The sequence below is a fragment of the Domibacillus indicus genome, assembly GCF_023715895.1.
Taxonomy (GTDB): Bacteria; Bacillota; Bacilli; order Bacillales; family Domibacillaceae; genus Domibacillus; species Domibacillus indicus_A.
In genome coordinates this window covers 578,931-605,204 of sequence record NZ_JAMBOO010000001.1, presented here as the reverse complement: position 1 = coordinate 605,204, position 26,274 = coordinate 578,931, and the positions used below count along the sequence as shown (strand labels likewise).

25 protein-coding genes and 1 pseudogene are annotated in these 26,274 nt (G+C 47.2%); 18 read left to right on the top strand and 8 right to left on the bottom strand.

The features are described 5' to 3' along the window. Positions 1 to 23 precede the first annotated feature (23 nt). From mmuM to M3221_RS03120, 7 genes are all read right to left on the bottom strand, one after another. Positions 24 to 962 carry a homocysteine S-methyltransferase gene (gene mmuM / locus M3221_RS03150; RefSeq protein WP_251270075.1) on the bottom strand — a complete coding sequence of 313 codons (939 nt, stop codon included), beginning with the start codon at positions 960 to 962 and terminating at the stop codon, positions 24 to 26. After that, a complete protein-coding gene (locus M3221_RS03145) occupies positions 959 to 1,795 on the bottom strand; it encodes a basic amino acid ABC transporter substrate-binding protein (protein ID WP_251270074.1) in 837 nt (278 codons plus the stop codon). Before M3221_RS03145 ends, mmuM begins: the two co-directional genes overlap by 4 nt. Positions 1,796 to 1,990: 195 nt before the next feature. Then, complete coding sequence (locus M3221_RS03140) at positions 1,991 to 2,458, bottom strand: low molecular weight protein-tyrosine-phosphatase (RefSeq protein ID WP_251270073.1); 468 nt, start codon at positions 2,456 to 2,458, stop codon at positions 1,991 to 1,993. Between the two features lie 31 nt (positions 2,459 to 2,489). Continuing rightward, on the bottom strand, positions 2,490 to 3,719 hold the full coding sequence (locus M3221_RS03135; RefSeq protein ID WP_251270072.1) for a PucR family transcriptional regulator: 1,230 nt from the start codon (positions 3,717 to 3,719) through the stop codon (positions 2,490 to 2,492). A 12-nt stretch (positions 3,720 to 3,731) separates the two neighbouring features. Continuing rightward, the gene (gene putP, locus M3221_RS03130; RefSeq protein ID WP_311316117.1) at positions 3,732 to 5,204 is read right to left on the bottom strand and encodes a sodium/proline symporter PutP; all 1,473 of its coding nucleotides are present in this window, start codon (positions 5,202 to 5,204) and stop codon (positions 3,732 to 3,734) included. 170 nt (positions 5,205 to 5,374) lie between these two features. Further along, the gene (gene pruA, locus M3221_RS03125) at positions 5,375 to 6,916 is read right to left on the bottom strand and encodes an L-glutamate gamma-semialdehyde dehydrogenase (RefSeq protein ID WP_251270071.1); all 1,542 of its coding nucleotides are present in this window, start codon (positions 6,914 to 6,916) and stop codon (positions 5,375 to 5,377) included. A gap of 19 nt (positions 6,917 to 6,935) precedes the next feature. Beyond that, positions 6,936 to 7,853, bottom strand: a complete 918-nt coding sequence (locus M3221_RS03120) for a proline dehydrogenase family protein (protein WP_251270070.1) — start codon at positions 7,851 to 7,853, stop codon at positions 6,936 to 6,938. 185 nt (positions 7,854 to 8,038) lie between these two features. Here M3221_RS03120 and recQ point away from each other — a divergent pair, with 185 nt between their 5' ends. The 13 genes from recQ to prfB all read left to right on the top strand — a co-directional run bounded on the left by recQ (position 8,039) and on the right by prfB (position 22,154). Next, the gene (gene recQ, locus M3221_RS03115) at positions 8,039 to 10,165 is read left to right on the top strand and encodes a DNA helicase RecQ (RefSeq protein WP_251270069.1); all 2,127 of its coding nucleotides are present in this window, start codon (positions 8,039 to 8,041) and stop codon (positions 10,163 to 10,165) included. Beyond that, positions 10,158 to 11,093, top strand: coding sequence for a RecB family exonuclease (locus tag M3221_RS03110; RefSeq protein ID WP_251270068.1), 936 nt, complete (start codon positions 10,158 to 10,160; stop codon positions 11,091 to 11,093). Before recQ ends, M3221_RS03110 begins: the two co-directional genes overlap by 8 nt. A gap of 236 nt (positions 11,094 to 11,329) precedes the next feature. Next, a complete protein-coding gene (locus M3221_RS03105) occupies positions 11,330 to 11,800 on the top strand; it encodes a TspO/MBR family protein (RefSeq protein WP_251270067.1) in 471 nt (156 codons plus the stop codon). Between the two features lie 75 nt (positions 11,801 to 11,875). Then, positions 11,876 to 12,292: a MarR family winged helix-turn-helix transcriptional regulator gene (locus M3221_RS03100; RefSeq protein WP_251270066.1), complete on the top strand. Its 417-nt coding sequence runs from the start codon at positions 11,876 to 11,878 to the stop codon at positions 12,290 to 12,292. 16 nt (positions 12,293 to 12,308) lie between these two features. Then, positions 12,309 to 13,283: a ring-cleaving dioxygenase gene (locus M3221_RS03095; protein WP_251270065.1), complete on the top strand. Its 975-nt coding sequence runs from the start codon at positions 12,309 to 12,311 to the stop codon at positions 13,281 to 13,283. Between the two features lie 162 nt (positions 13,284 to 13,445). Then, positions 13,446 to 13,796 (top strand): flagellar protein FlaG, encoded by a 351-nt coding sequence (gene flaG / locus M3221_RS03090; RefSeq protein ID WP_251270064.1) that lies wholly within the window; start codon positions 13,446 to 13,448, stop codon positions 13,794 to 13,796. 13 nt (positions 13,797 to 13,809) lie between these two features. Then, complete coding sequence (fliD, locus tag M3221_RS03085; protein WP_251270063.1) at positions 13,810 to 15,654, top strand: flagellar filament capping protein FliD; 1,845 nt, start codon at positions 13,810 to 13,812, stop codon at positions 15,652 to 15,654. Between the two features lie 24 nt (positions 15,655 to 15,678). Then, the gene (fliS, locus tag M3221_RS03080) at positions 15,679 to 16,083 is read left to right on the top strand and encodes a flagellar export chaperone FliS (RefSeq protein WP_251270062.1); all 405 of its coding nucleotides are present in this window, start codon (positions 15,679 to 15,681) and stop codon (positions 16,081 to 16,083) included. Then, entirely contained in the window at positions 16,083 to 16,427 is a 345-nt protein-coding gene (gene fliT, locus M3221_RS03075) for a flagellar protein FliT (protein ID WP_251270061.1), read from the top strand. Before fliS ends, fliT begins: the two co-directional genes overlap by 1 nt. Before the next feature lie 141 nt (positions 16,428 to 16,568). Next, positions 16,569 to 17,120 carry a ribosome hibernation-promoting factor, HPF/YfiA family gene (hpf, locus tag M3221_RS03070; RefSeq protein WP_242231885.1) on the top strand — a complete coding sequence of 184 codons (552 nt, stop codon included), beginning with the start codon at positions 16,569 to 16,571 and terminating at the stop codon, positions 17,118 to 17,120. Between the two features lie 221 nt (positions 17,121 to 17,341). Continuing rightward, entirely contained in the window at positions 17,342 to 18,391 is a 1,050-nt protein-coding gene (locus tag M3221_RS03065; protein ID WP_251270060.1) for an SEC-C metal-binding domain-containing protein, read from the top strand. Positions 18,392 to 18,486: 95 nt separating this feature from the next. After that, positions 18,487 to 20,997 carry a preprotein translocase subunit SecA gene (secA, locus tag M3221_RS03060; RefSeq protein ID WP_251270059.1) on the top strand — a complete coding sequence of 837 codons (2,511 nt, stop codon included), beginning with the start codon at positions 18,487 to 18,489 and terminating at the stop codon, positions 20,995 to 20,997. A gap of 58 nt (positions 20,998 to 21,055) precedes the next feature. Then, positions 21,056 to 22,154, top strand: a protein-coding gene (prfB, locus tag M3221_RS03055) for a peptide chain release factor 2 (protein WP_251270058.1) whose coding sequence is annotated in 2 segments (ribosomal slippage) — positions 21,056 to 21,127 and positions 21,129 to 22,154 — 1,098 coding nt in all. Because the reading frame shifts where the segments join, the coding sequence is not laid out codon by codon here. 45 nt (positions 22,155 to 22,199) lie between these two features. On the opposite strand, the gene M3221_RS03050 is transcribed toward prfB, so the two are convergent. Beyond that, positions 22,200 to 23,186, bottom strand: coding sequence for a M23 family metallopeptidase (locus M3221_RS03050; protein WP_251270057.1), 987 nt, complete (start codon positions 23,184 to 23,186; stop codon positions 22,200 to 22,202). 153 nt (positions 23,187 to 23,339) lie between these two features. On the opposite strand from M3221_RS03050, the gene spoVAC reads away from it, so the two are divergent. From spoVAC to cccB, 5 genes and pseudogenes are all read left to right on the top strand, one after another. After that, a complete protein-coding gene (spoVAC, locus tag M3221_RS03045; protein WP_251270056.1) occupies positions 23,340 to 23,813 on the top strand; it encodes a stage V sporulation protein AC in 474 nt (157 codons plus the stop codon). Beyond that, positions 23,813 to 24,823, top strand: coding sequence for a stage V sporulation protein AD (spoVAD, locus tag M3221_RS03040; protein ID WP_251270055.1), 1,011 nt, complete (start codon positions 23,813 to 23,815; stop codon positions 24,821 to 24,823). Before spoVAC ends, spoVAD begins: the two co-directional genes overlap by 1 nt. Further along, a complete protein-coding gene (locus tag M3221_RS03035) occupies positions 24,820 to 24,996 on the top strand; it encodes a DUF1657 domain-containing protein (RefSeq protein ID WP_251270054.1) in 177 nt (58 codons plus the stop codon). Before spoVAD ends, M3221_RS03035 begins: the two co-directional genes overlap by 4 nt. A 25-nt stretch (positions 24,997 to 25,021) precedes the next feature. Further along, positions 25,022 to 25,717 (top strand): annotated as a pseudogene (locus M3221_RS03030) (DUF421 domain-containing protein); the annotation flags it as partial. A 143-nt stretch (positions 25,718 to 25,860) separates the two neighbouring features. Continuing rightward, positions 25,861 to 26,220, top strand: coding sequence for a cytochrome c551 (cccB, locus tag M3221_RS03025; protein WP_251270053.1), 360 nt, complete (start codon positions 25,861 to 25,863; stop codon positions 26,218 to 26,220). Positions 26,221 to 26,274: the final 54 nt, after the last annotated feature.

Genomic DNA, 26,274 nt, shown 5'->3' with positions numbered 1-26,274 from the left:
CTTATGTCCTGAACGCTTTTTTATTAAGCTCTCACCCAGTGGGCAATCGTTTCGATATCGGACGGCTTTGTGCGGCAGCATCCGCCAATGAGCTGGGCGCCGCATTCGTGCCAGTGGTGTGTATGCTGGCTGTATGCTTCCATGTCCGGTGCGCCAGACCATGTTTTCGTTTCAGCGTCATATACTTCGCCAAGGTTTGGATACACGATAACGGGCTTGGATGATGCTCGTTTGATTTCTCCAATAAGTTCGGGCATGAATTCCGGTGGGGTGCAGTTTACACCAATCGCTGCAATTTGAGAAACAGATTCGAGTTCCTGGGCGCAATCCGCGATTCGCTCACCGCTGCTAATATGCTGCCCGTCTTTGGCGCTGAAGCTGATCCATGCATACGTCTCCGGGAATTCTTCCTGCAGAAGGCGTGCAAGTGCGCTTGCTTCCGTGAGATTCGGAATGGTTTCACAGGCAAGCAGGTCGGCGCCTGCTTCGATCAGCGCTTGAATGCGCGGCCGGTGAAACTCAATCAATTCTTCCTGCGTCAGCTTGTAGTCACCCCGGTATTCGGAACCGTCTGCAAGAAATGCGCCATAAGAACCGACAGACGCCGCAACGAGCGGCTTCGGCCGGCTCGTTTTGTCATCAAGCGACTGCCAGAACTCATCCCGTGCCTGGGCAGCAATGCGCACCGAAGCCTGAATGACATTAATCGTTTCTTCGGCAGTAAGGCCATGCTGGGCAAACCCATCAATGGTCGCCTGGTAGCTTGCGGTAATCGCGCAGTCCGCTCCAGCCTGAAAATAATCAAGATGCACTTGTTTAATGAGTTCCGGCGTTTCCATTAACACGCGGGCCGACCAGAGGCTGTCGTTTAATTGGCAGCCATGACGCTCAAGCTCTGTTGCCATCGCACCGTCCAGCACGATCACCGGGAACTCTGTTAGGATCGATTGAATTGGGTTCATGATGCCACTGCCTGCTGGGCTGCTTTTTGTAAAACATCTGTGTCCGGCTTTGTGCCAATCCACTTTTCATAGATTTCAGCATACGTGCCGTTTTCGATAATCGTCTTCAGGGCTGCATCCAGGTCATCCGCGACTTCGCTTCCTTTTGGGAACATGAAACCGTAAAACTCGGAGCCGAATGTTTCCGGGTCTGTCAATGTATTGTACTTCTCGTTCGGATTGTTTTTCATATATTCTGTGACAACTGTATTATCGGCAACAGATGCCTGCACCGCGCCGTTTTTCATTGACATAATGGAAACAGCGTCACTTTCATATTTTTTTAAATTCGGGCTGTTTTGGCCCATCACTTTCTCGGCGGCAATCTGGCCTGTTGATGCGTTCAGGACACCGACCGTCATGTTTTTCAAATCATTGGCGCTGTTCACTTTCGTTTCTTCTTTGGTCATAATCATATGAGTAGATTGATAGTAAGGGGAGGAGAAATCGAATGTTTCTTTCCGGTCATCGCTGATTGTAATCGCGCAGACGGCAAGGTCAAGCTGCTCCTGGCGCGTGCTTTCAAAAAGGCCGTCCCAGCCCATATTTTTAATTTCGTATTCGTAACCGGCTTCTTCCATCACAGCGTCTACGACATCAATATCGAAGCCGACGATTTCTCCTTTATCCATGTATGTAAAGGGAGCGTAGGCTGCGTCTGTGCCGACCACCAATGTTTTCTTTTCGGTCCCGCTTCCGCCGCCGCTTTCTTCTTCCTGGCTGCATGCAGATGTAAAGGCAAGAACGGCTGCCAGCCCTGCACCTAATAATCCTTTTGATGTCCATTTTCTCATTGCTTGTTCCTCCCAATCTCTTTTTATATGTATTATTCTCGTTAATCATACCTGAATACTATGAATTTAACAAAGAAAATTTTGGATTTTTGATAGAAAAGAAATATTGTAAGAAGAGAAGGGTATCGATTTCCAAAACAACGTCACTTTTTCATAACAGTAAAAAAGACTGCCGCAGGGGCAGTCTTTTGGTTCTTACGAAAGCGCGTGATCGGCGCGGATTTTTTCGAGCAGCGCGGCACAGCCGTCCAGTACAAGGTCATACGTTTCTTGAAAGTCGCCTGTGTAGTACGGATCGGGTACGTCTTTTTGGTGCTCAGTTAAATCCAGAAAGCGAATAATTTTTGGGTGATCCGGCTGTCCCAGCATGTCACGAATGTTGGTGATGTTGCTTTCATCCATGCCAATGATGTAGTCGAATTTCTCAAAATCAGCTGCATCCAGCTGGCGGCCGCTAAGGCCTTCTGAAGAGATGTTATATTCTTTTAGCTTGGCCAGTGTCCCTTTATGAGGAGGAGACCCGATATGCCACGAGCTTGTCGCAGCGGAATCCACTTCAATACGTCCGTTCAATCCTTCTTTTTGAACAAGGTTACGGAACATCGCTTCGGCCATCGGTGACCGGCAAATGTTGCCGAGACAAACAAATAAAACGCGAATCACAGCGTTCACTCCTTTTTTCTTCATTATAGCATTAACGGAGATCCCGCTTCATCAGCTGCAAATCGATATACAGCTGGCAGCGTGTATGAAAGTCATCGAAGTTGATCGATGTCAGCTCATCAATTTGCCTCAGCCGGTATTTAAGCGTGTTTGTATGAATGAAGAGTTCTTCTGCTGTCGGCTTGATCCGGCAGTTGTTCAGCAGGAACACTTCAACCGTCCGAACCAGGTCAGAGTGGGCGTCGGCGTCTTTTTGACGGAGCTTAAGTAAATCTTCATTCACATAATGAGTGCTCAAGTGATATTGTGCGATCGTCTCTAAATAACGAAGAATGCCGAGGCGGCTGTATTCAGGTTCCATCTCGCTGTTGTCATGCAGAAAAGCAGCTGTCCGGCATACTTCAAGCGCTTCAAGATAGCTTTTTCTGAGCATCGCCATGGAAGAGTACGCATTGCCAATGCCGGAATAAAGCCCATGCTCTTGAAACTGGCTTCTCACCGTCCGTACGAGCACACGGGCACTGGCTGGCAGTTCTTCCGACGGTCCGCCGAGCAGCACGGTGACTTGCAGGTGATCGGTGAACACATGAGCCGGCTGGTCCAGCGTATTGGCAAAAAGGGCAATCGTTTCATACAGGTCATCGATCGTTTCTTCTTCGATCGAATCAAGCAAAAAAACCGTGACAATAAACGAAGAAGGCAGCGCAATATTTAATTGCGCCGCTTCCCACTTCATTTCGCTGTCGGTCTGGTAGGACTGATGAATAAGCTTGCGGAAAAAATCATTTTTTCGTTCATCACGCCGCCGCGCCAGCTGATTTTTTTTGTGAAGGACCTTGCCGATATGAAACGACACATCGTGCAGAAAAGAAAGCTCCTGTTCCGTTAAAGAAGGTTCTGTTTCCTGCACCCAAATGTAGCCAAGGATGTGCTCTTTAAAACGGGCGCTGACCACAACGCGCTGATTCAACCCGATTTCCTGCATTTCCTTTACGCGAAAGGGTTCCCGCATCGACTTGAGCTGATCGACAATGCCTTCATCCATAAACGTCTTTAAAATAGAGGTTGTCCAGCTTTTTGAAAAAATCGTCTGCTGATTAGCCCGGTCAAACTGCTCAATGTAATAGGAACTGTACGCTAAAAGAGAAAATCGATCGTCTTCAATCACGACCGGTTTTTTCAGCACACCGCTGATCACATCGGTCATTTCGTTTAAATCGGTTAATGAGAGGATTTTTTCAAGCGGCTGGGTTAAATCCATGACGGATCCTCCTTATTTTGATTCGTTTAACGTGCGTTCAAATTCATCAAAGCGCTGAGCCGTTCCTTCAGATGGCTTTGTCAGCAGGCTGACAACCACAATCGCCAGTAAGCTTGCGGCAAAACCAGGGATCATTTCATACACGTCAGCTGCCCAAGGTGTTTTCGTCCAAACGATAACGGTAACGGCACCGACGATCATGCCGGCGAGCGCTCCCCAATGGGTCATCCGTTTCCAATACAAGCTCAGCAGGATCGCCGGGCCGAACGAAGAACCAAAGCCTGCCCATGCGTAGCCGACGAGCGCCAAAATGGTGGCATTTTGTTCCCATGACAGGATCAAGGCAACGATTGAGACAATTAAAACGGCCAGGCGTCCTAGGAATACAAGCTCCCGATCTGAAGCATCGCGGCGGAAAAATGTTTTATATAAATCTTCCGTCAGCGAGCTTGATGTAACAAGCAGCTGCGATGAAATGGTACTCATAATGGCAGCCAAAATAGCGGAAATCAGGAAGCCGGTAATGATCGGGTGGAACAAAATATTCCCCAGTTCGATAAAGATCGTTTCCGGATCAGCGATTTTCATATTATTGTTTGTGTAATAAGCAAGGCCGACAAAACCGGTTACCATAGCGCCAACAACAGAGAATATCATCCAGCTCATGCCGATGCGGCGCGCTTTTTTAATTTCTTTTACCGATGTAATCGCCATAAAGCGGACGATAATATGCGGCTGGCCGAAGTAGCCAAGTCCCCAGGCAAAAAGAGAAACAATGCCAATAAAGCTTGTCCCGGTAAAAATATTTAAAAGAGCCGGGTCTACCGAACGGACCGTATCAATCGAAGGGCCAATCCCGCCGACATGCATAACCGTCACAATTGGAACGAGTACAAGTGCCAGTACCATAATGATGCCCTGTACAAAGTCAGTCCAGCTTACCGCTAAAAATCCGCCAAACAAAGTGTAAGCAATAACGACACCGGCAACAATCCAAAGACCGATATGGTAATCAAGGCCGAACGTCGTCTCGAACAGTACGCCTCCGGACACCATGCCAGATGAAATGTAAAACGTGAAAAAGACGATAATAACAAGGCTGGAAACAAGACGAATCACTTTTGAACGGTCTTGAAACCGGTTTTCAAGATACGCTGGAATGGTAATGGAGTCTTCCGCAATTTCCGTGTACATACGCAGGCGGGGTGCCACGTACAGCCAGTTTGCCCAGGCGCCCAGCGTTAAGCCGATCGCAATCCATGAAGCGCTGATCCCGCTCGCGTACATGGCGCCGGGCAGGCCCATCATCAGCCAGCCGCTCATGTCAGAGGCGCCGGCCGAAAGGGCTGTAACCGCAGGGCCGAGTCCGCGTCCGCCGAGCATATAATCAGATAAATTCGATGTTCGTTTGTATGCGTACCAGCCGATTAAAAGCATCCCGGCCATGTATACAACGATGGAGACAATTAACGAAGTGTCGACCACGTAAATCCCTTCTTTCTATGCAAAATAGTCATGAAGAAAAAGTAAGGCATCGTGCAGTGGGAATCATGATCCCTTTCAGTTAGGTCACGCTGAAAGGATCGAAAACGATTCTGTATTAAACAAGAGGCGTCTCTTAAGCTGGTGTGGCAGCTTAAGAGACAGCCTCCTTTTTAAAGCATTTCGGATGTTGTTTTTGCCTGCATGTGAAGCTGGAGATAATCCGGGCCGCCGGCTTTTGAGTCCGTACCGGACATATTAAAGCCGCCAAATGGCTGGTAACCGACAATCGCACCCGTACAGCCGCGGTTAAAGTACAAGTTGCCAACATGAAATTCTTCGCGTGCTTTTTCCATGTTAAAGCGGTTTTTCGTAATAACCGCACCTGTTAAGCCGTAATCGGTGTTGTTGGCAATTTCGAGTGCTTCATCGAAATCCTTCGCTTTCGCAAATGCCACGACCGGGCCAAAGATTTCTTCCTGCATCAAACGGGCATTTGGCGCTACATCAGCAACAATCGTTGGCTGAATAAAGTAGCCTGTTCCATTGTCGCCGCTTCCACCCGCCACAATGCGTCCTTCTTCTTCACCAATTTTAACATAACTCATTATTTTGTCATATGCCGATTGATCAATAACTGGTCCGACAAAATGGTTATCGACGGGGTTGCCGACGGTCAGGTCATTTGTCAGCGCAATCGCTTTTTCGAGCACTTCATCATATACGTCTTCTACAATGACTGCGCGGGAGCAGGCGGAACATTTTTGTCCGGCAAAGCCAAATGCGGATTGGACGATGGACTGGGCAGCAAGGTCAAGATCTGCTTCTTTATCTACGACAATCGTATCTTTACCGCCCATTTCCGCGATCAGGCGCTTCATCCACTTTTGGCCTTCGCCTACTTTAGACGCCCGTTCAAAAATACGCAGGCCAACGTCACGTGAACCTGTAAACGTAATAAAGCGGGTTTGTGGATGATCCACAAGATAGTCGCCAACTTCTGCGCCGCTGCCTGGTACAAAGTTCACCACGCCCGGCGGGAGACCCGCTTCTTCCAGCACTTCCACAAAACGAGCTGCCACAACAGGCGTTGTAGAGGCCGGTTTTAGAAGAACGGTGTTGCCCGTTACGATGGAAGCAACGGTTGTACCGGCCATAATCGCAAACGGGAAGTTCCACGGTGAGATGACGATGCCGACACCAAGCGGGATATAGCTGTACCGGTTAAATTCACCCGGACGGCTCAGCACTGGCGCACCGTTTTTCAGCTCCATCATTTGCCGGCCGTAGTATTCCATAAAGTCAATGGCTTCAGCGGTATCAATATCCGCTTCGCGCCAAGGCTTGCCGGCTTCTTTTGTTAAAAGGGCAGAGAACTCGTGGCGGCGTCTGCGGACGATTGCTGCTGCTTTAAACAGAACATCTGCACGAATTTCCGGGGCAGTTTTCTTCCACGTTTGGAACGCTTCAGATGCTGCCTGCATCGCTTTTTCAGCAAGAGCCTGGTCTGCTTTCGATACGGAGCCGATCACCTGATTCTTGTCAGCCGGATTATAAGAGACGATTTTATTTTCTGTCGTAATGCGTTCACCGCCAATAATGAGCGGATAATGGCCGCCGAGGCTGCTTTCTACTGCATCCAATGCTTTTTTGTATGCAGCCTGGTTCGTTTCTTTTGAAAAATCAGTAAAGGGTTCGTGTTTGTATGGAATCATGAGGTTCGCTCCTTGTTATTTATTTTTTTGTCATGCCTTTAAAAGCAAAGGCGATATTTGCCGGCCGTTCCGCCAGCCGTCTCATAAAATAACCGTACCAGTCCATGCCGTATGGCACGTAAACACGGACGCGGTAGCCCTGTTTCACTAGTTCCTGCTGCAAAGAAGTGCGCATGCCGTACAGCATTTGAAATTCAAACTGTTCAAGCGGAATCTTGTGTTTGCGCTGCATCGCTTTTGTAAATTCGATCATGTTTTCGTCATGTGAAGCGATGGCTGTGTAATTGCCAGCCAGCAGGCTTTGTTCGATCAGTCTCATATAGTTTGTGTCCACATCTGCTTTGTCCGGATAAGCATGTTCCGGGCTTTCCTTATAAGCACCTTTTACGAGGCGGAGGAAAGGATTCAGGCGGCTGAGCTCTTTTAAATCCTGCTCAGTCCGGTATAAATAAGCCTGTAGCACGGTACTGACATTTTTGTATTGCTTCTTAAACTGCTTAAACAGCTCAAGCGTTGCCCCGCAGCGGGTAACATCTTCCATGTCAATGGTAACCATGATATCGAGTTTTTCTGCTTCATCTAAAATGCGGGTCATGTTCGCAACAACCAGCTCCCGGTCAATATCAAGGCCGAGTGATGTCATTTTTAATGAAACGTGAGAATCAAGTCCTTCTCTATGAATCATGCGAATCGTTTCGATGCATTCTTCTGTCCGCTCAGCTGCTACTTGTGGGGAATCGACAAATTCACCAAGGTGGTCAACCGTTACCGACAATCCCTGCTCGTTTAGAGCTTTAATATAGGCGATAGAGCTGGCAAAGTCCGTGCCGCCAATGATTTTGCCGGCTGCAAAGTTACTGCCGCGGCTTTGTGCCAAATGATTTAATGTTTTATTTTTAGAAAGAAAAAGAAAGAAATCTCTCGTAACCGCTTCCATAAAAAGCACCTCCTAAAAGGAATGTTATCTTGTTACTAGTGTATGCGGATTTGATTTCAGGAACAATGTTCACAGAAACTAAAAATGTAAACGCTTTATTGTCGGTAAGTGACAATAAAGTGGACAGGCTTCTTCGTTTCTCGATCATATGTGCTAAAATGAAAGAAAAACAAAGAGGTGTTTGCATGCTGGAAGAGGCACGCAGCTTTTTGCAGTCGCATTTCGGCTATGATTCATTCCGGACGGGCCAGGAGCAGGCAATAACCAACGTATTAAGCGGTGAAAATACGATTTGTGTAATGCCGACAGGCGGAGGGAAGTCGCTCTGTTACCAGATCCCGGCGCTTGTCCTGGAAGGAACAACGATTGTGGTCTCGCCGCTTATTTCCCTAATGAAAGATCAAGTGGATACGCTGCTTGCGGCAGGAATCCCGGCGGCGTATATTAACAGCACGATGACAGGTGCAGATATATATGAAACCATCAAAGCGGCGCGAAACGGAGAATACAAGCTGCTTTATATAGCGCCGGAACGGCTTGAATCGTATTCGTTTATTGAAGATTTAAAGGAGCTGACGGTACCGCTGATCGCTGTGGATGAGGCGCACTGTATTTCGCAGTGGGGGCATGATTTCCGGCCAAGCTATCGCCATATTCAGCGGATGACCGAGCTGTTTCCAAACAATCCTGTTGTGCTTGCGCTGACTGCGACGGCTACGCCGCATGTGCGCGAGGATATTTGCCGTCTTCTTTCTATCGAAGAGGAAAATACGGTTATCACCGGATTTGAACGGAAGAACCTATCATTTTCTGTCGTTCAAGGACAAGACCGGAACAGCTTTTTAAAAGACTATTTAAAGAAAAACGAAAAGGAATCAGGCATTATTTATGCCGCGACCCGGAAAACGGTCGACGGGCTGCATGAACGCCTGCAGCGGGCGGGCATTTCAGTTGCCCGTTATCACGGCGGAATGAGCGATGTGGAGCGGGCACAGGAGCAGGACCGGTTTTTAGCAGATGAAGCAACCGTAATGGTCGCCACCAATGCATTTGGGATGGGGATTGATAAGTCCAACATCCGCTACGTCATTCATTACCAGCTGCCGAAAAATATGGAAAGCTATTATCAGGAGGCCGGCCGTGCAGGGCGTGATGGCCTCGACAGTGAGTGTATTGTGCTTTATTCGTCGCAGGATGTACAGACACAGCGCTTTTTAATTGACCAGGCGCTTGAACGCGACCGCATTCCGCAGGAGCTTGAAAAGCTGCAGGGCATGGTGGATTACTGCCATACAGAAAAATGCCTGCAGCAATTTATTGTGGCGTATTTTGGTGATCCAGGTGCCAAGCCGTGCGGCCGCTGCGGCAACTGCACTGATTCACGCAATACTGTTGATGTGACAAAAGAAGCGCAAATGGTGCTTTCCTGCGTGATCCGGATGGGACAGCGGTTCGGCAAAGCGATGACAGCGCAGGTGCTCACAGGGTCACGCAACAAAAAACTGATAGAGTTCGGCTTTGACAGCTTGTCCACTTACGGCATTTTAAAGCAGCAAAGTGTGAAGGATGTTACCAACTTTATTGAGTTTTTAATTTCGCAGGAGCTGATCGGCGTCGAACAAAAACAGTTTCCGACCATTTTTGTAACAGAGCAGGGACGGGAGGTTTTGCTGGGCAGGGAGACCGTGATGCGCAAGGAAGCGGTACAAACGAAAAAAATTGCCGCAGACGATCCGCTGTTCGATGTGCTTCGTGCGCTTCGCAAGAACATTGCGGAGGAAGCGGGCGTACCGCCATTCGTTATTTTTTCTGATAACACACTTCACGATATGTGTGCCAAGCTGCCGATGGATGAAGAAGATTTTCTTTCTGTCAGCGGTGTCGGAGAAAGCAAAATGGCGAAATACGGAGCTGCATTTTTAGCTGCGATCAAAGCGTACACAGAAGAAAACCCGGATCGGCAAAGAGATTTGACCGCTGAGCCTGCTGCAGCTGCCCCAAAGAAAAAATCGGTTAACTCGTATTTAGATACACTCCAGCTGCATCAAAAAGGAATGGCCGCTGAAGCAATTGCAGCAGAACGAAACCTGACAGTCGGAACGGTCGAAAATCATTTGATTCAGTGCATGGAAGAAGGGCTTGATGTGAATCTCGGTCTGCTTGTGCCGGTTCATCATCATGAAGTGCTTAAGCGGGCTGTTGAAGAAGCAGGAGCGGACCGGCTGAAGCCGATTAAAGAGCAGGTGCCGGAAGAAGTAACTTATGGCATGATCAAAGCGTTTTTGGAGATGCGGAGGCGGAATCATGTTTGAGGTCAAAGCGTTTCCTGAGTTCTCCTGGTCATTTTCACGGCATAAAACGCTGATGACGTGCGCACGGAAGTATGCGTATGAGTATTACGCCGGCCATAACGGCTGGCTGTATGACGCAGATGAAGGGAATAAGCACGTGTACCGGCTGAAAAAGCTGAAAAACGTGCCGATTGCATTTGGGCAAATTGTGCATGAGCTGGCAGAACGAGCGCTCCGTATGTTTCTTAACCATGGCTATGTCATGACCGAAGCAGAGCTTGTGGAAGAAGCAAGGAAGATGCTGAACCAGGCATACCTTGATTCCCGCGACCGGAAGCAGCAGTGGCTGCAGAAGCCTGCCCGTTTTCATATGCTGTACGATATGTATTATGAAGGCGAACTGAACCGGATGGAAGCAGAAGAATACCGACGCCGCTTGCCCATTGTATTTCAAAACTTTCTGGCGAGTAAATCCTTTGGGGATATTACCGGCCGCCCGCAGACGATGCAGTTTCAGCAGGCGGAGGAATTCCGCTTTATGACCGTTGACGGAGTGAAAATTTTTGTCGTGATGGATTTGTTATACCGCGACTTAGAAACGAACAAGTGGGTCATTGTCGATTGGAAAACCGGTAAAGAAGCGGAAGATGACCGGAGCCAGCTGGCACTTTATGCGTATTATTTGATGCAAAAATACGATGCGCGGGTGGAAGATATTCAAATTCGCAACGAATACGTGCTGACCGGCGTGCAAAAATCATACACACTCGGTGAAGCGGATATTGCGCTTATGCTGGAGAAAATGAAGCAGAGTGTCCACATGATGCGCCGATATCAGCTTGATATTCTATCCAACGAGCCGGCTGAACTCGATGATTTCCCACGCACTTCTTATGAGCAGCGCTGCCAGATGTGTAATTATAAAGAGGTTTGTGTTGCACCGTCTTAGGACGATGCTTCAGGCTATTGACAAACGCCCGCTTTCGGCATCACTTGCCGGCTGTAAATGCTCATGACCCCAAAAAGGTCACTCCGCTTTCCATCCGGCTGCGTTCCTGGAAGAGCAGACGTTTTCAATCAGCCTGCTTTCTGACTTTATTGCATCGTCCCAGGACGATGCTTTTTTTGTTTTAAAAAGAGGGGCAGCGGCAAAATAAAAGTATACTGAGTAAAGGAGTTTTGCCAATGAACGTTTTAAACGGAAAAAAATTGGCCGCCAGTGTCCTGCTGCCCGTTGTCGGCGGATCGATTATAGGTGCAGTCGCCAATCGAAATACAAGAGAAGATTACCAGCAATTGAAGAAGCCGTCCTTTTCACCGCCAGGCTGGGTATTTCCTGTTGTATGGACCGGGCTTTACACAGTCATGGGCATTGCGAAATACCGGGCATCCGTCCGGAAACCGGCAGCAGCGCTTCCTTACAACATTCAGCTTGGGCTGAACTTTTTATGGTCTTTTTTATTTTTCCGGTGGGGGCTGCGCGGCACTGCTTTTGTAGAAATAGCCCTTATGCTCGGCGCCATTACATGGACCACCTATGAATTTTACCAGGCTGACACTGTAGCGGGTACACTCATGATGCCGTACGCGGCCTGGGTCGCGTTTGCGCTTGGGTTGAATTATTCCATTTGGTCGTTAAATAGAGTTCACTCGTAACAGGTGAGCTTTTTTCTTGATTGATTATCAGTTTAATATTAAATTGAGTATACCAAATGAGAGGAAGTGAGACGGATGCAAAAACGGGAGCGGATGATCAGCATTCTGGCCTGGTTTCGGCTGTCACGCTTTTACAATGAAAGCATCCGCAAGTCTAATCAGCATTTAAAAAAGTGGGGACTCTCCGCTGCACAGTTTGATGCGCTGGCTCAAATCAGGGCGAGCGGCCGTATCTGCCAGCAGGATCTGGCGGAAAAGCTCCTGGTCACAAAAGGCAATGTTACACATATGCTCTCAAAAATGGAAAAGCTGGGCTGGGTCACAAGGGAGCGCGAATGGAAAACAAAATATATTACGCTGACCAAAGCTGGCAGATCACTCCTAGAGGAAGTGCTGCCGGCGCAGGAACAATTTCAAGCGGACCAATTCGGAAAGCTTTCTATAGAAGAAAAGAAACAGCTGCTTGAGCTGCTGAAAAAAATTCAGTCATAAAAAGGAGAGTATGAAAATGGAGTTTAAAGGCATTCATCACGTATCAGCTATTACAGCGAATGCAGCCCGAAATGTGACGTTCTATACGGAAATACTGGGGATGCGTTTAATTAAGAAAACGGTCAATCAAGATGAAACGTCGATGTATCACTTGTTTTACGGTGATGAAAGAGGAAACCCGGGGACGGAGCTGACGTTTTTTGAAATTCCAATGGCCGCCCCGAACCGAAACGGAAACAATTCTATTTCGGGTCTTTCTCTGCGCGTGCCGAACGATGCAGCACTTGATTATTGGCAAACCCGGTTTGACGAATTTGGTGTTAAGCATCAAGCTATCATTGATCAAGGCGGCCGGAAAGCTTTGCCGTTTCAGGATTTTGAAGGGCAGCGCTTTTTCCTTGTGTCGGATGAAGGAAACGAGGGTGTCGCCGGCGGCATACCGTGGGAGAAGAGCCCGGTGCCGACTGAGGTTGGGATCATTGGGCTTGGACCGGTTCATTTAACTGTGCCCGCTGCAGAACCAACTGCTGATGCATTAACTGAACTGATGGGTTTCCGCGAAGCGAAACGATATCCATCGCCTGTAGAAGGACAGCCGGACGTCATTGTATTCGAAACAGGTGAAGGCGGTACAGGAGCAGAAGTGCATGTAGAGGAGCGGAACGATCTTGCGCCCGAACGACCGGGACGCGGCGGTGTTCACCATGTTGCTTTTCGGGTGGAGGATGAAGAAGAACTGCGCCAATGGATCGCGCGTGTTCGTGAAGCGCGGATCGGCAACTCTGGATTTGTAGATCGCTTTTACTTTAAATCTCTTTATTTCCGTGAACCGAACCGTATTCTGTTTGAAGTGGCTACCGACGGACCAGGATTTGATACAGATGAAGAGTTGGAGCACCTCGGTGAATCGCTCGCACTGCCGCCATTCTTAGAGCCGCAGCGTGAACAAATTGAAGCACGCTTAAAACCGCTGCCAGTTACATTTTCGTGATGAAAAAGCCTTTCTTCCCCTACATGCCGGGAAGGAAGGCTTTTTTGCGTACACAAGATGTCAATGTTTTGCAAAATCAGTCGAATTGTCCAAATTTTGCTTAACAAAAAATAGAATACGTCGATATAAAGAAAAGAAAATGTGCATGAAGGAGGCAAAACGATGGTTGATCGTATAGGCGAGAGTACAATACCAGCAGCAGCCAAACCAATTGAAGCAAATGAAACAAAAGCAGTGGAAGCAGAGCAGAAGCCTGCAGCAGAAGCGGCTGAGCCAAGCACTCCTGTAAGGGAGGAGGAGCTGCAAAAATTTGCGGATCAGGTCAACACGTTTTTACAGCCGACCCAGACGCACGTTCAATTTGAATACCATGATGAACTGCAGGAATATTACGCAGTGATCGTAGACAACAACTCAGATGAAATCATTAAAGAAATTCCATCGAAAAAAATATTGGACATGTATGCGGCAATGACCGAATTTATCGGCTTATTCGTCGATAAAAAAGCGTAGGGAGGACAAGATTATGGTGCTTCGCGTAGGCGGAATGGCCAGTGGCATGGACACTGAGTCGATTATTAAAGACTTAATGAAAGCAGAGCGGATACCGCTTGATAAATTAAAACAAAAGAAACAGACGCTAGAGTGGCAGCGAGATCAGTATCGGGAAATGAACCTTCTGCTCAATGACTTTAAAAACTTAACGTCTTCTACGGGAATGAAAAAGACACAAAACTACCGGGCTAGTGCGGTAACCACTTCTAATGAATCACTTGTAACAGCCACGTCATCTACTGCTGCTTCACAAGGATCTTATAATATTTCTAGTGTTACGAAGCTCGCGTCAGCAGAAACATGGGTAACAGCGAAATTAAACGAGACGGCGGGGGAAACGCTCGACGCAACGAAGGCTTTAAGTGATGCAGCCAACAATTCTTTTGCAAAAGATTTTGCTTGGACATCTGGAAAGGTAGAGAGCAAGACTCTTTCTGGTGTTACAGGTGGAAACACTGTCAGCCTTGGAGTTGCAGCAGGATCTGTTCAATCTGCCGATGCAGTAAAGATGTCTGTTAAAGTAAACGGCGTGGATTACAATGTAATCGCACCGGGAGATTCTTTTGATGCATCAAAAAATCAGGCGAAAATTGATGCCGATGGAAATATTACTTTTAGTAACTCTATTGCTGCCGGTTCTACAGTAAAAGTAGATTATATTTCGGTGGCACAAAATGGCGAGCAGTATGCCGACTTCTCCATTACCGCTCAAACCTCAAAAGGTGAAGTAGAGGAAAACTTTTTAATCAGTTCAACGGATACGCTTAATCAAGTTGTTTCTAAAGTAAATGGCTCAAACGCCGGTGTGTCTATGTTTTTTGACATGGCCACCAATAAAATTTCACTTATGCAAAAGGAAACCGGTGACTTTACCAAAGACAACAATGGGGATTACACCCTTAATACAGCTTCGAACTTGTCTATTTCTGGTGTTTTTGCTACTGATATTTTGAAATTGGACAATACTGCAGCAGTGTCGAAAGGTTCTGATGCAGAATTTGTTATTAACGGACTTGCAACCACGAGAAAGTCTAATACATTTGATATGAATGGTGTTTCTATTACTTTAAAAGGGACATTTGATTCGACACAAGCTATATCTTTATCTGTTTCTAAAGACACAGATACGGTTTATAACAACATCAAAGACTTTGTTGATAAGTACAATACATTAATCGCCGCAATCAGCAAAAAAACATCAGAGGAACGATACCGTGATTATACGCCGCTTACAGATGAGCAGCGTGAACAGCTTTCAGACAAGCAGCAGGAGCAATGGGAAGAGAAAGCGAAAAGCGGATTACTGCGTAGAGATACCACATTAACTGGAGTGCTTTCTACGATGCGGAGTAACTTCTCCCAGGCAGTAACAAATAGCAGCACGAATGCTTCCTATAATCAGCTGGCAGAAATCGGTATTACAACTTCATCTAACTATTTAGAAGGCGGAAAGCTTGAAATTGATGAAACAAAATTGAAAAAAGCATTAGCAGAGAACCCGGAAGCTGTTGAAGCATTGTTTATTGGCGGGTCCGGTTCAACGTCTGTTAGTGAGCAGGGGATTATCCACCGTCTATATAACACTGTTGATAAAGCAATGGATCAATTAAAAGATCGTGCCGGAAGTGCTGGTTATACAAACCAAAAGTTTGCGATCGGCCGCCAGCTTACGAGCGTTGATAACAGTATTACTCGATTTGAAGATCGATTGACTCAAGTAGAAGACCGTTATTGGAAACAATTCACGGCCATGGAAAAAGCGATGCAGAATGCAAATTCGCAGTCTGCTTACTTAATGCAGCAGTTTAGCAGCTAATTATAAAAAAGGAGTGACCCTCTAGTGGCAATCAATAATCCGCATCAGGCGTATGCGAATAATTCAGTGAATACGGCATCGCCTGGTGAATTGACGTTAATGTTGTATAATGGATGCCTGAAATTTATTCATCTGGCTGAACGTGCGATGAAAGAAAATAATATAGAACAAAAAAATGTGAATGTACAAAAAGCGCAGGCGATTATCCGTGAGTTGAGCATTACGCTTAAAACAGATACAGATCTCGCAAAAAAAATGCTCGCCCTTTACGAGTTTATGAATGAACGCCTTGTCCAAGCGAACATTAAAAATGACCCGGCTATCTTAAAAGAAGTAGAAGGATTTGTCATTGAATTCCGCGATACGTGGAAGCAGGTTATTCAGGAAAACCGCCGCATGCAGCAAGTTGGTGCGGGCGGCCGGGTGTAATGACGCCGGTTCATGACTGTCATAAAATGACGAAAAGGCTGCTTGATCTGCTTCAGGCAGCGAATGAAGATCGTGACAGTCAAATTCAAGGTGTTGAAGAGCTGCTGGACCAGCGCGGTGACATTCTTCCAAACATTCAGCCGCCTTTTACGGAGGAAGAGCAAAAGCTTGGGCGTGAGATTCATTTAATGAACCAGGAAATTGAACAGCACCTGCAAAAGCTGAGCCGGGCTGTCAAAGAAGATTTACAGGAAGTAAAAGTGAAAAAGAAGACGATGAGCAAGTATTCAAATCCGTATGAAGCGCTGCAGACAGATGGTGTTTTTTATGATAAACGCAATTAATCCGGTGCCCCCAAAGCCCGGATTTTTTCTTGATAAAAGTTTTTTGAAAATTCGACAAATTTTTTCCTGGATTAAGAAGGATTCTGAAGGGTACATAAAGAATATAGAAGTATAGCAATTAGTTGAAGGAGGAGTTCTAGCATGATGAACTATAACATTCGCGGTGAAAATATTGAAGTGACTCCGGCTATTCGTGAGTATGTAGAGAAAAAGATCAGTAAGCTTGAGCGCTATTTCACCGAAACTCCTAATGCGAATGTACACGTGAACTTAAAAACGTACAATAACACAAACGCAAAGGTAGAAGTGACGATCCCGATGAAAAATCTTGTTCTTCGGGCAGAGGAACGTAATCCGGATCTATATGCAGCAGTTGATTTAATTACAGATAAATTAGAGCGCCAGATTCGCAAACATAAAACGAAAGTAAACCGCAAGTTCCGTGAAAAAGGCGAGCCGCAGGATTATTTCGCGGTGCAGGCTGACAGCGCGGCTGTAGAAGAAGAGCAGGACGATCTGCAGGTTGTCCGGACAAAACAAATTGACTTGAAGCCAATGGATTCAGAAGAAGCGGTTCTTCAAATGAATCTGCTGGGCCATAATTTCTTTATTTACACAGATGCTGAAACAGATGGCACAAACATTGTATACAAACGAAGTGACGGCAAATATGGCTTGATTGAAACCAACTAATCTTTTTCTTATATATTAAAAAAACAGGCTGATAACATGCTTGTCTTTTAAGGCACAAAGTGAGTGACCATCCGGATCATGAGCGTCGGAGCCGGCATATACCAGCAGCCGAGCATGTATTAGCACCCTAAGAAGTCCGCAGAATACGCGGGCTTCTTTTTTGTATGTGCGATTCATGATATGATAAAGAGCGTGACTTTGCACGAGGAGGAAAAAAAGAGATGTCAATTGGACGAAATGATCCGTGCCTATGCGGCAGCGGAAGAAAATATAAAAAATGCTGCGGAAAAAGAGAAGGAGCGGCGATTGTACCGGTTTTGGTAGAAGAAGCAAGTGCGATTCAGCGGGAATTGATTGATTATGCGATGGAAAATCATTCAGCGATGCTGAAAAAAGAGTTTCAGCCGCTGCTTCAGTCAAATGAGACACTGCGTCAAAATGAACAGGTGTTTCTTGTAACATTTGAAATTTGGGCGATTTTAACCCGGACGATTAAAGAAAACGAGACCATTTTAACGAAATTTGTGAAACGTCGTGTACCGTCTATCTCACGTCAGCGCACAGCGGAAATTATTTCTTCGTGGGTAGATTACCGTTTTATGGCCGGAGTCATCGAATCCTGCGACGGCCCTGTATATCAAGTGCGTGATATTTTAACAGATGAGGTTTATTCTGTACGGGCACTGAGAAGTATTGATCTTGTCGGCGCGTTTGTGACAGGCGCACTGCTGCCGCATGAATCTGATTATACGTTTTTTATGACAGATTTCCACTTTGAAGCAGCCCATGCAGAAGCGATGGCAGCTGCGGTCCGCAACATGTTTAATGAGTCTGCTTTTGAAGATACGCAGGACTTTTTCGCACATAACTTTGTCAGTGTAATGGATACATTGTTTGCTGTGTATGAAAAAGGACATGCCGCTGTTGATCTGACGACATTGATGTGGGCAAAAGAAGCCCAAAAGGAAACAGCCGCGCATATGGAAGCTTCGTTTGAACAGGAGCAGTATGGGCAGCCTGTAGCTCAAATGGCCGTGCTTCTTTGGAATTACTACTGCTCGAAGGAAGATCCGGCAGTCCGGAAGAAGGAAGTCTTTACTGCTGCCATGATCGCTCTTCTTCAGGCGCACGAACTGCTTGATGTGAAAGAATCAAAGGCAGCGATCGCAAGCCGCTACGGTATTTCTGCTGCGACACTTTCAAAACGGCAGAAGGAAATGGAAGCTGTCCTGGAAGAAAAATTGCAGGCAGCGGGAAGCGGGCAAAAATAAACCATATGAGTGTACGCTCACCTTCAGAAGTGGTACTATTAACTAGGAAAAATGCGAAGGTTTTGCCCTGTTGAACCTGAAAAGGAGCGTTTGAAATGGGTTTATTAAATAAAGTGTTTGATGCGAATAAAAAAGAAATAAAAAAACTTGAAAAAACAGCTGTAAAAGTGGAGGCGCTGGCGGATGAAACAGCGGCGCTTTCCGATGCAGCGTTAAAAGATAAAACAGAAGACTTCAAACAGCGTTATCAAAAAGGCGAATCGCTTGATGACCTGCTTGTAGAAGCGTTTGCCGTTGTACGGGAAGCCGCGAAGCGTGTGCTTGGCCTTTACCCGTACCGTGTTCAGCTCATGGGGGGAGCCGCCCTTCATGAGGGGAATATCTCTGAAATGAAAACCGGTGAAGGGAAAACGCTGACGGCCACAATGCCGGTTTATTTAAATGCGATTTCCGGCAAAGGCGTTCATGTTATTACCGTCAATGAATACCTGGCATCCCGCGATGCGGAAGAAATGGGCCGTCTTTACGAGTTTCTTGGCTTAACAGTCGGCTTGAATTTAAACAGCTTGTCGAAAGAGCAGAAAAAAGAAGCGTACGAGTGTGACATTACGTACGGAACAAACAACGAATTTGGCTTTGACTACCTGCGTGACAATATGGTGCTGTACAAAGAGCATAAAGTACAGCGTCCGCTTCACTATGCGGTTATCGATGAAGTGGACTCTATCTTAATCGATGAAGCGCGGACGCCGCTGATCATTTCCGGACAGGCAGCCAAATCAACGCAGCTGTATATCCATGCGTTTTCATTCGTCCGCACGCTGAAAGAAGAAGAAGACTTCACAGTTGATATTAAAACGAAAAGCGTACTGTTAACCGAAGAAGGAATGACGAAAGCGGAAAAAGCATTCGGCATTGAGAACTTGTTTGACTTGAAGCATGTCGGCTTAAACCATCATATTACACAGGCGTTAAAAGCGCGTGTGACGATGCATCGCGACGTAGATTACGTCGTGCAGGACGGGGAAGTCGTCATCGTTGACCAGTTTACCGGCCGCTTAATGAAAGGGCGCCGTTATTCCGACGGGCTTCATCAAGCAATTGAAGCAAAAGAAGGCGTTCAAATTCAAAATGAAAGCATGACGATGGCGACGATTACGTTCCAGAACTTCTTCCGGATGTATGAAAAGCTTTCCGGCATGACCGGTACGGCCCGCACGGAGGAAGAAGAATTCCGCAACATTTATAATATGCGTGTAGTGGCGATTCCGACAAACCGTCCAATTGCCCGTGATGACCGCGCCGATTTAATTTATGCAACGATGAACGGTAAATTTATGGCTGTTGTGGAAGATATCCATGAGCGCTACCAGAAAAAACAGCCGGTTCTAGTCGGGACAGTGGCGATCGAAACATCTGAGCTTATTTCAGCCCACTTAACGAAAAGAGGCGTTCCGCACAACGTACTGAATGCGAAAAACCACGAGCGGGAAGCAGAAATCATTCAGGATGCCGGACAGCCGGGTGCTGTGACGATTGCGACTAACATGGCTGGACGCGGAACCGATATTAAACTCGGTGAAGGCGTCAAAGAGCTGGGCGGACTGGCCGTTATCGGAACGGAGCGCCATGAATCACGCCGGATTGACAATCAGCTTCGCGGACGCTCCGGCCGTCAGGGCGACCCGGGTGTCACCCAGTTTTATCTGTCAATGGAAGATGAATTGATGCGCCGCTTCGGATCGGATAATATGAAGTCGATGATGGCCAAGCTTGGCATGGATGACACTCAGCCTATTCAAAGCAAGATGGTATCCCGGGCGGTTGAATCTGCGCAAAAACGCGTAGAAGGCAATAACTTTGACGCGCGGAAACGTCTTCTTGAATATGATGATGTATTACGCCAGCAGCGTGAAATCATTTACAAGCAGCGTGATGAAGTGCTCGAAGCAGAAAACCTGCGCAGCATTTTAGAAGAAATGGTGACCAAAACGATCGCAACAACAATTGCGGCACATGCGAACGATGAAGAAGCGGCCGAGCCGTATGACGCAGAAGGCATTGCCGACACGGTAAACGCGAACCTGCTTGAAGAGGGAGCGGTATCAGCGGATGAACTTCGCGGCCAGGACCTGGATACAATCAGCTGCATTATTTCCGACAAAGTCACGGAACGCTACAATGAGCGTGAAGCACAGCTTGGCGCCGAGCAAATGCGTGAATTTGAAAAAGTTGTACTGCTTCGTGCCGTCGATTCAAAATGGATCAACCATATTGATGCGATGGATCAGCTTCGCCAGGGGATTCACCTGCGTGCTTACGGACAGATTGATCCGCTTCGCGAGTATCAAAACGAAGGCTTTGCCATGTTTGAGCAGATGATTGCTGCTATCAATGAAGAAGCAGCCAAATATGTCATGAAAGCGGAAATCCGCAGCAACCTTGAGCGCCAGGAAGTAGCAAAAGGCCAGGCGGTCAATCCAAAAGAAGAAGAAGCACCGAAAAAGAAAAAACCGCTCCGCAAAGCGCCGGAAATCGGACGCAACGAGCTGTGCCCATGCGGCAGCGGCAAAAAGTATAAAAACTGTCACGGACTTCAAGAGTAAAAGGTGCGGTTTAGCCGCACCCAGGCTCTTTTATCAAATTTATTTAGAGGTGGACTAGATGGAACTATTTGAAATTCGCAACACGCTTGACAATTCAGCCGAGAAATTGGCGGACTTTAGGGGGTCTCTTTGACTTAGAAAACAAAGAGGCACGAATGGCAGAGCTTGAAGACCGCATGCTTGACCCTGATTTCTGGAACGATCAGCAGAGCGCGCAGACGGTTATTAATGAATCAAACGCGCTCAAAGAGCTTGTGAATGAATATAAAGATTTGGTGGAAACACAGGAAAATCTTGAAATGACCCACGAGCTGTTAAAAGAAGAAAACGATGCGGATTTGCATGAAGAGCTTGCGAATGAAACGAAAGAATTTCAAACGCGTCTTGACAATTTTGAGCTTCAGCTTTTGCTGAGCGAACAGCATGATAAAAACAATGCCATTTTAGAGCTTCACCCTGGTGCCGGCGGAACCGAGTCACAGGACTGGGCATCACTTCTACTGCGGATGTACACACGCTGGGCGGAAAAGCGCGGCTTTAAAGTGGAAACAATTGATTACCTGCCGGGCGATGAAGCTGGCGTTAAAAGTGTAACGCTGCTTATTAAAGGCCATAACGCCTACGGCTATTTAAAAGCGGAAAAAGGCGTTCATCGCCTTGTGCGGATTTCACCATTTGATTCATCAGGCCGCCGCCATACTTCTTTCGTATCGTGTGAAGTTATGCCGGAATTTAATGAAGAAATCGAAATCGAAATCCGGACAGAAGATTTGAAAATCGATACGTACCGGGCAAGCGGCGCCGGCGGTCAGCACATCAATACAACGGATTCGGCTGTCCGGATTACCCACATCCCGACAGGCGTTGTGGTCACGTGCCAGACAGAGCGTTCGCAAATTAAAAACCGTGAGCATGCGATGAAAATGCTCAAAGGGAAATTGTATCAGCGCCGCTTAGAGGAGCAGGAAGCGGAGCTTGCTGAAATTCGCGGTGAACAAAAAGAAATCGGCTGGGGAAGCCAGATTCGCTCGTATGTATTCCATCCGTATTCCATGGTAAAAGACCACCGGACAAGTGAGGAAACAGGAAACATCCAAGCGGTTATGGATGGCGATTTAGATGCATTTATTAATGCGTACCTTCGCTCCCGCCTGTAAAAAGAAACAAACCACCAGAACCCGTGCGGTTCGGTGGTTTTTTTGTTAATTCGACTTTTTCTCAGCTTTTTCAGCCTGTTCCCAGTGGGAAAGAGACGGGTATGGGTCAAATGCCCATTCCATCCGGCCGTTATATTTGTACATCCCGTAATGAAGGTGAGGCGGGAACTTGCCGGCTGTGCCGGGCTTACCATAGCCGGAGCTGCCGACGTAACCGACAACCGTGCCTGGTTTAACAATCATGCCTTCTTTTATTCCTTTTTCAAAGCCCGACAGATGGGCAAAATAATGGTACACATTATGGACATCCCGGATGCCGACCCGCCAGCCGCCATATTCATTCCATCCTTTTATTTCAATGATTCCGTATGTGGTGGCCCGCACCGGGACACCATAAGAAGCAAACAAATCGGTGCCTTCATGCATCCGGCGCCCGCCCCAGCCGCGTTTGTCCCCCCACGTGCTGCGGTAGCTGTAGTTATACCCTAAAGGAAGAGGGAAAGTATGGCCATCCAGCTCAATTGTATCGAAGTGGCGGTACAAAGCCGCAATCGTCATGATCTGTTTCACTGACGCGTCTTTTTTATAATAATCCTTCAATGCTTTTTTAATATCCGATTCCAGATAGCCGTTTTTCGTTAACAGGGTCGCCATTGTAAACAACACATCATCCGGATCATTTGGATCGGCTTTTCCGTCCTGATCGCCATCAAGCCCGCGGCCGCCGAAAAAAGAAATGACAGCAGGTGTCGTTGTTTTTTTCAGCGGGTTTAGCCGTCCAGCCCAGGTGCTGCGCGGGAAATGAATGCTGATTGTGCCGGTTCGGTCAGGCAGGTCATCACGAACTACTTGAATATTCCGCTCAAATTGGTCAACGGCGGCTAAATAATACCACGGCAGCAGCGTCTGCCGCTCCATTTTTTCGTAATATGCTGCTCTTTCCTCTGTAACGCGCTGTTCCGCGGAAACAGGCATTGCGCTTAAAAAATAAAGGATGAGGCATGCCATCGGCAGCCGGCTCCACTTTGACATTTACACCCCTCCGTTTCTTTACAGCTATATCGTGCCCCAACTTTCTCTTTGTTTGTCCTGTTACTTCTTGGATGAATAAATATGGCTTTTTTTTGTCACGCTATCTCTGTTCAAGCAAAAAAATGTGACAGCAACAGAGAAGGACGTGACAACATGGCAAAACAAAAAAAGTTAACACAAGAACAGACAGCGTATCAAAAGCTGCAGAAAAAGCGGGAAGCAAAACGTCCGGTTGCGCAAAACTGCCTGCGTGCTTTTTTAATCGGCGGTCTTATTTGTGTAGTCGGCCAGGCCATTCAATACTTTTATATTTTCTTTTTTAACTTTACGGAGCAGACAGCCGGGAACCCGACGGCCGGCACAATGATTTTTATCGCCATGCTCCTGACCGGGTTTGGGGTTTATGACCGGATCGCTCAATTTGCAGGAGCGGGCTCTGCTGTACCGCTGACCGGATTTGGCAACGCGGTGATTTCAGCTGCCATCGAGCACCGTTCAGAAGGATTTGTGCTTGGTGTCGGCGGCAATATGTTTAAGCTGGCAGGATCGGTTATTTTATTTGGGGTGTTTTCAGCTTTTATCGTTGCCACTATTAAAATTTTATGGATTCAATGGGGTGGTTTGTGATGCAGATGGGGCAGCGCACGTGGGTGTTTGACCAAAAACCGGTGATTGTAGCAACAGGAACCATAGGCGGTCCGTTTGAAGGAAAAGGCCCGCTGGCGGATGATTTTGATATGCTGCACGAGGATTTATGGCTTGGGGAAGATTCTTATGAAAAAGCCCACCGGCTCCTGTTTGAGCAGGCGTGTGAAACCGCACTGGCAAAAGGAAGACGCCATAAAGAGCAGGTGCAATATATTTTAGGCGGCGACTTAATTAACCAGATCACGCCGACAAGCCTGGCGAGCCGGTCGATTGGCGCGCCATATCTTGGCTTGTTCAGCGCCTGTGCCACGTCGATGGAAGGACTGGCGCTGGGCGCAATGATTATCAATGCAGGCGGTGCGAATTATGTGATCGCCGGTGCTTCAAGCCATAACGCGGCTGTGGAAAAACAGTTTCGCTATCCAACGGAATATGGCGGTCAAAAGCCGCCAACGTCTCAATGGACCATAACGGGAGCGGGAGCGGCACTTTTGGGAAATGAAGGAAGCGGTCCGCGGGTGACTTCTGCAACGATCGGGAAAGTGATCGATATGGGCCTGACCGATCCGTTTAATATGGGCGGTGCGATGGCTCCGGCCGCAGTCGATACCATTGAAGCGCACTTAAAGGACCGCGGCGTTGATCCTTCGTATTACGACTTGATTGTAACCGGTGATTTGGGCCGAATCGGTCATTCTGTTTCCATGGACTTATTCAAGAAAAATGGCACGCCTGTTAAGGAAGAGCAGTATAAAGACTGCGGCATTATGATTTACAATGAAAGCCAGCCGGTTTATTCAGGCGGGAGCGGTCCGGGCTGTTCAGCTGTAGTCGCGTACGGCCATTTATTGAACGAGATGAGAAAAGGAAAAATCAACCGTATGCTTGTTGTGGCAACCGGCGCTCTTTTATCACCGCTTACGTACCAGCAGGGTGAATCCATTCCATGTATTGCCCACGCCGTATCGATTGAGGCCGACGGGGAATGAAAGTAACAAGTGAAATGGATCAATGCCTGGCCAGCTTAAGAAGCATCCAGTCAAGCCTTTCGACACTTATCGTGCTGTCAAAGCGGGAAGAGTCCAAAGAGGAGCTGTATGATGCGATCCTGGCTGTCAGGGAAGCTGCAGACGATATACAAAAACGGTTAGAGACGTATTAAGAATGGCGAAAAAGGAGGTACAGCCATGCCGGATTGGTTAGATGTTACCTTTCGCGCCGTACTGTTTACAGTAGTGTTGTTTCTTATTACGAAAATTTTAGGGAAAAAGCAGCTGGCCCAGCTGTCTTTCTTTGAATATGTAGCAGGTATCACCATCGGAAGCATTGGCGGGGAAGTCATTATGGGGCTGGAGCGGGATGTGGTCCACGGAGTGGTTGGTCTTGCTGTGTTTACCGTAATTCCATTTTTAACGGGCTATATTTCATTAAAGAGCCGGAAGTTCCGCAGTTTTGTGGAGGGAAAAGGTGTCGTTTTTATTAAAGAAGGAAAAATACTGGAAGAAAATTTAAAAAAAGAACGGTATACCATAGATGAGCTTTCCGAACTTCTGCGGCAAAAAAATGTGTTTCAAGCCGCAGATGTAGAGTTTGCGGTACTGGAGGCATCAGGGGATTTAAGTATCTTGCTAAAAAAAGAAAACCAGCCGTTAACACCTGCGATGCTGGGACTTTCGGTCCGCCCGGAAAAAGAACCGCAGACCGTTATTATGGATGGCCGTATTCTTGACGAGTCGCTTGCCGCTCTCCGGTTAAATAGAGGCTGGCTTCATGAAGAGCTCCAGAAGCAGGGAGTAACCGTGGATAACGTTTTTCTCGGACAAGTGGATTCAACTGGTCAGCTGACCGTTGATTTGTTTGACGACCGCCTTCAAGTTCCTCCAATGACGTAGCTGTAAGAAAGCTCCCGGTGTATCTACACGCTTGCCTTGATGAAAAGCCGGCAATGAAACCTGCTTTTTCGTCATAGGCTGCCGAGTTTGGTATACTTACGGTGAGTTTTTATCGAGAGAAGGGGGAACAGCAAATGAAATGGAAAAAGTCACTGCTGGCATTGATGCTTGGTTCATCTCTGGCACTGGCTGCATGCGGCGGCGGCGAAGATGCAGCGGTCGAGGAAACAGAAGAGCAAACACCGTCCACAGATGAAGGAACAGGTCAAACAACAGCTTCGGTCGGTGAAGAAGTGTATACGCAAAGCTGCTTAAGCTGCCACGGCGAAAATCTTGAAGGCGCATTTGGGCCGGAGCTGAGCAATATTGGAGCGAAGATGAGCAAAGAAGAAATTTTACATGTGATTGAAAATGGGCAGGGGCAGATGCCGAAAAATGTAGTAGAAGGCGAAGAGGCGGAAGCAGTGGCTGCCTGGCTGGCTGAAAAAAAATAACACTAAAATGCGGAACCGGCATATGCTGGTTCTTTTTTATGCATAAAATACTGG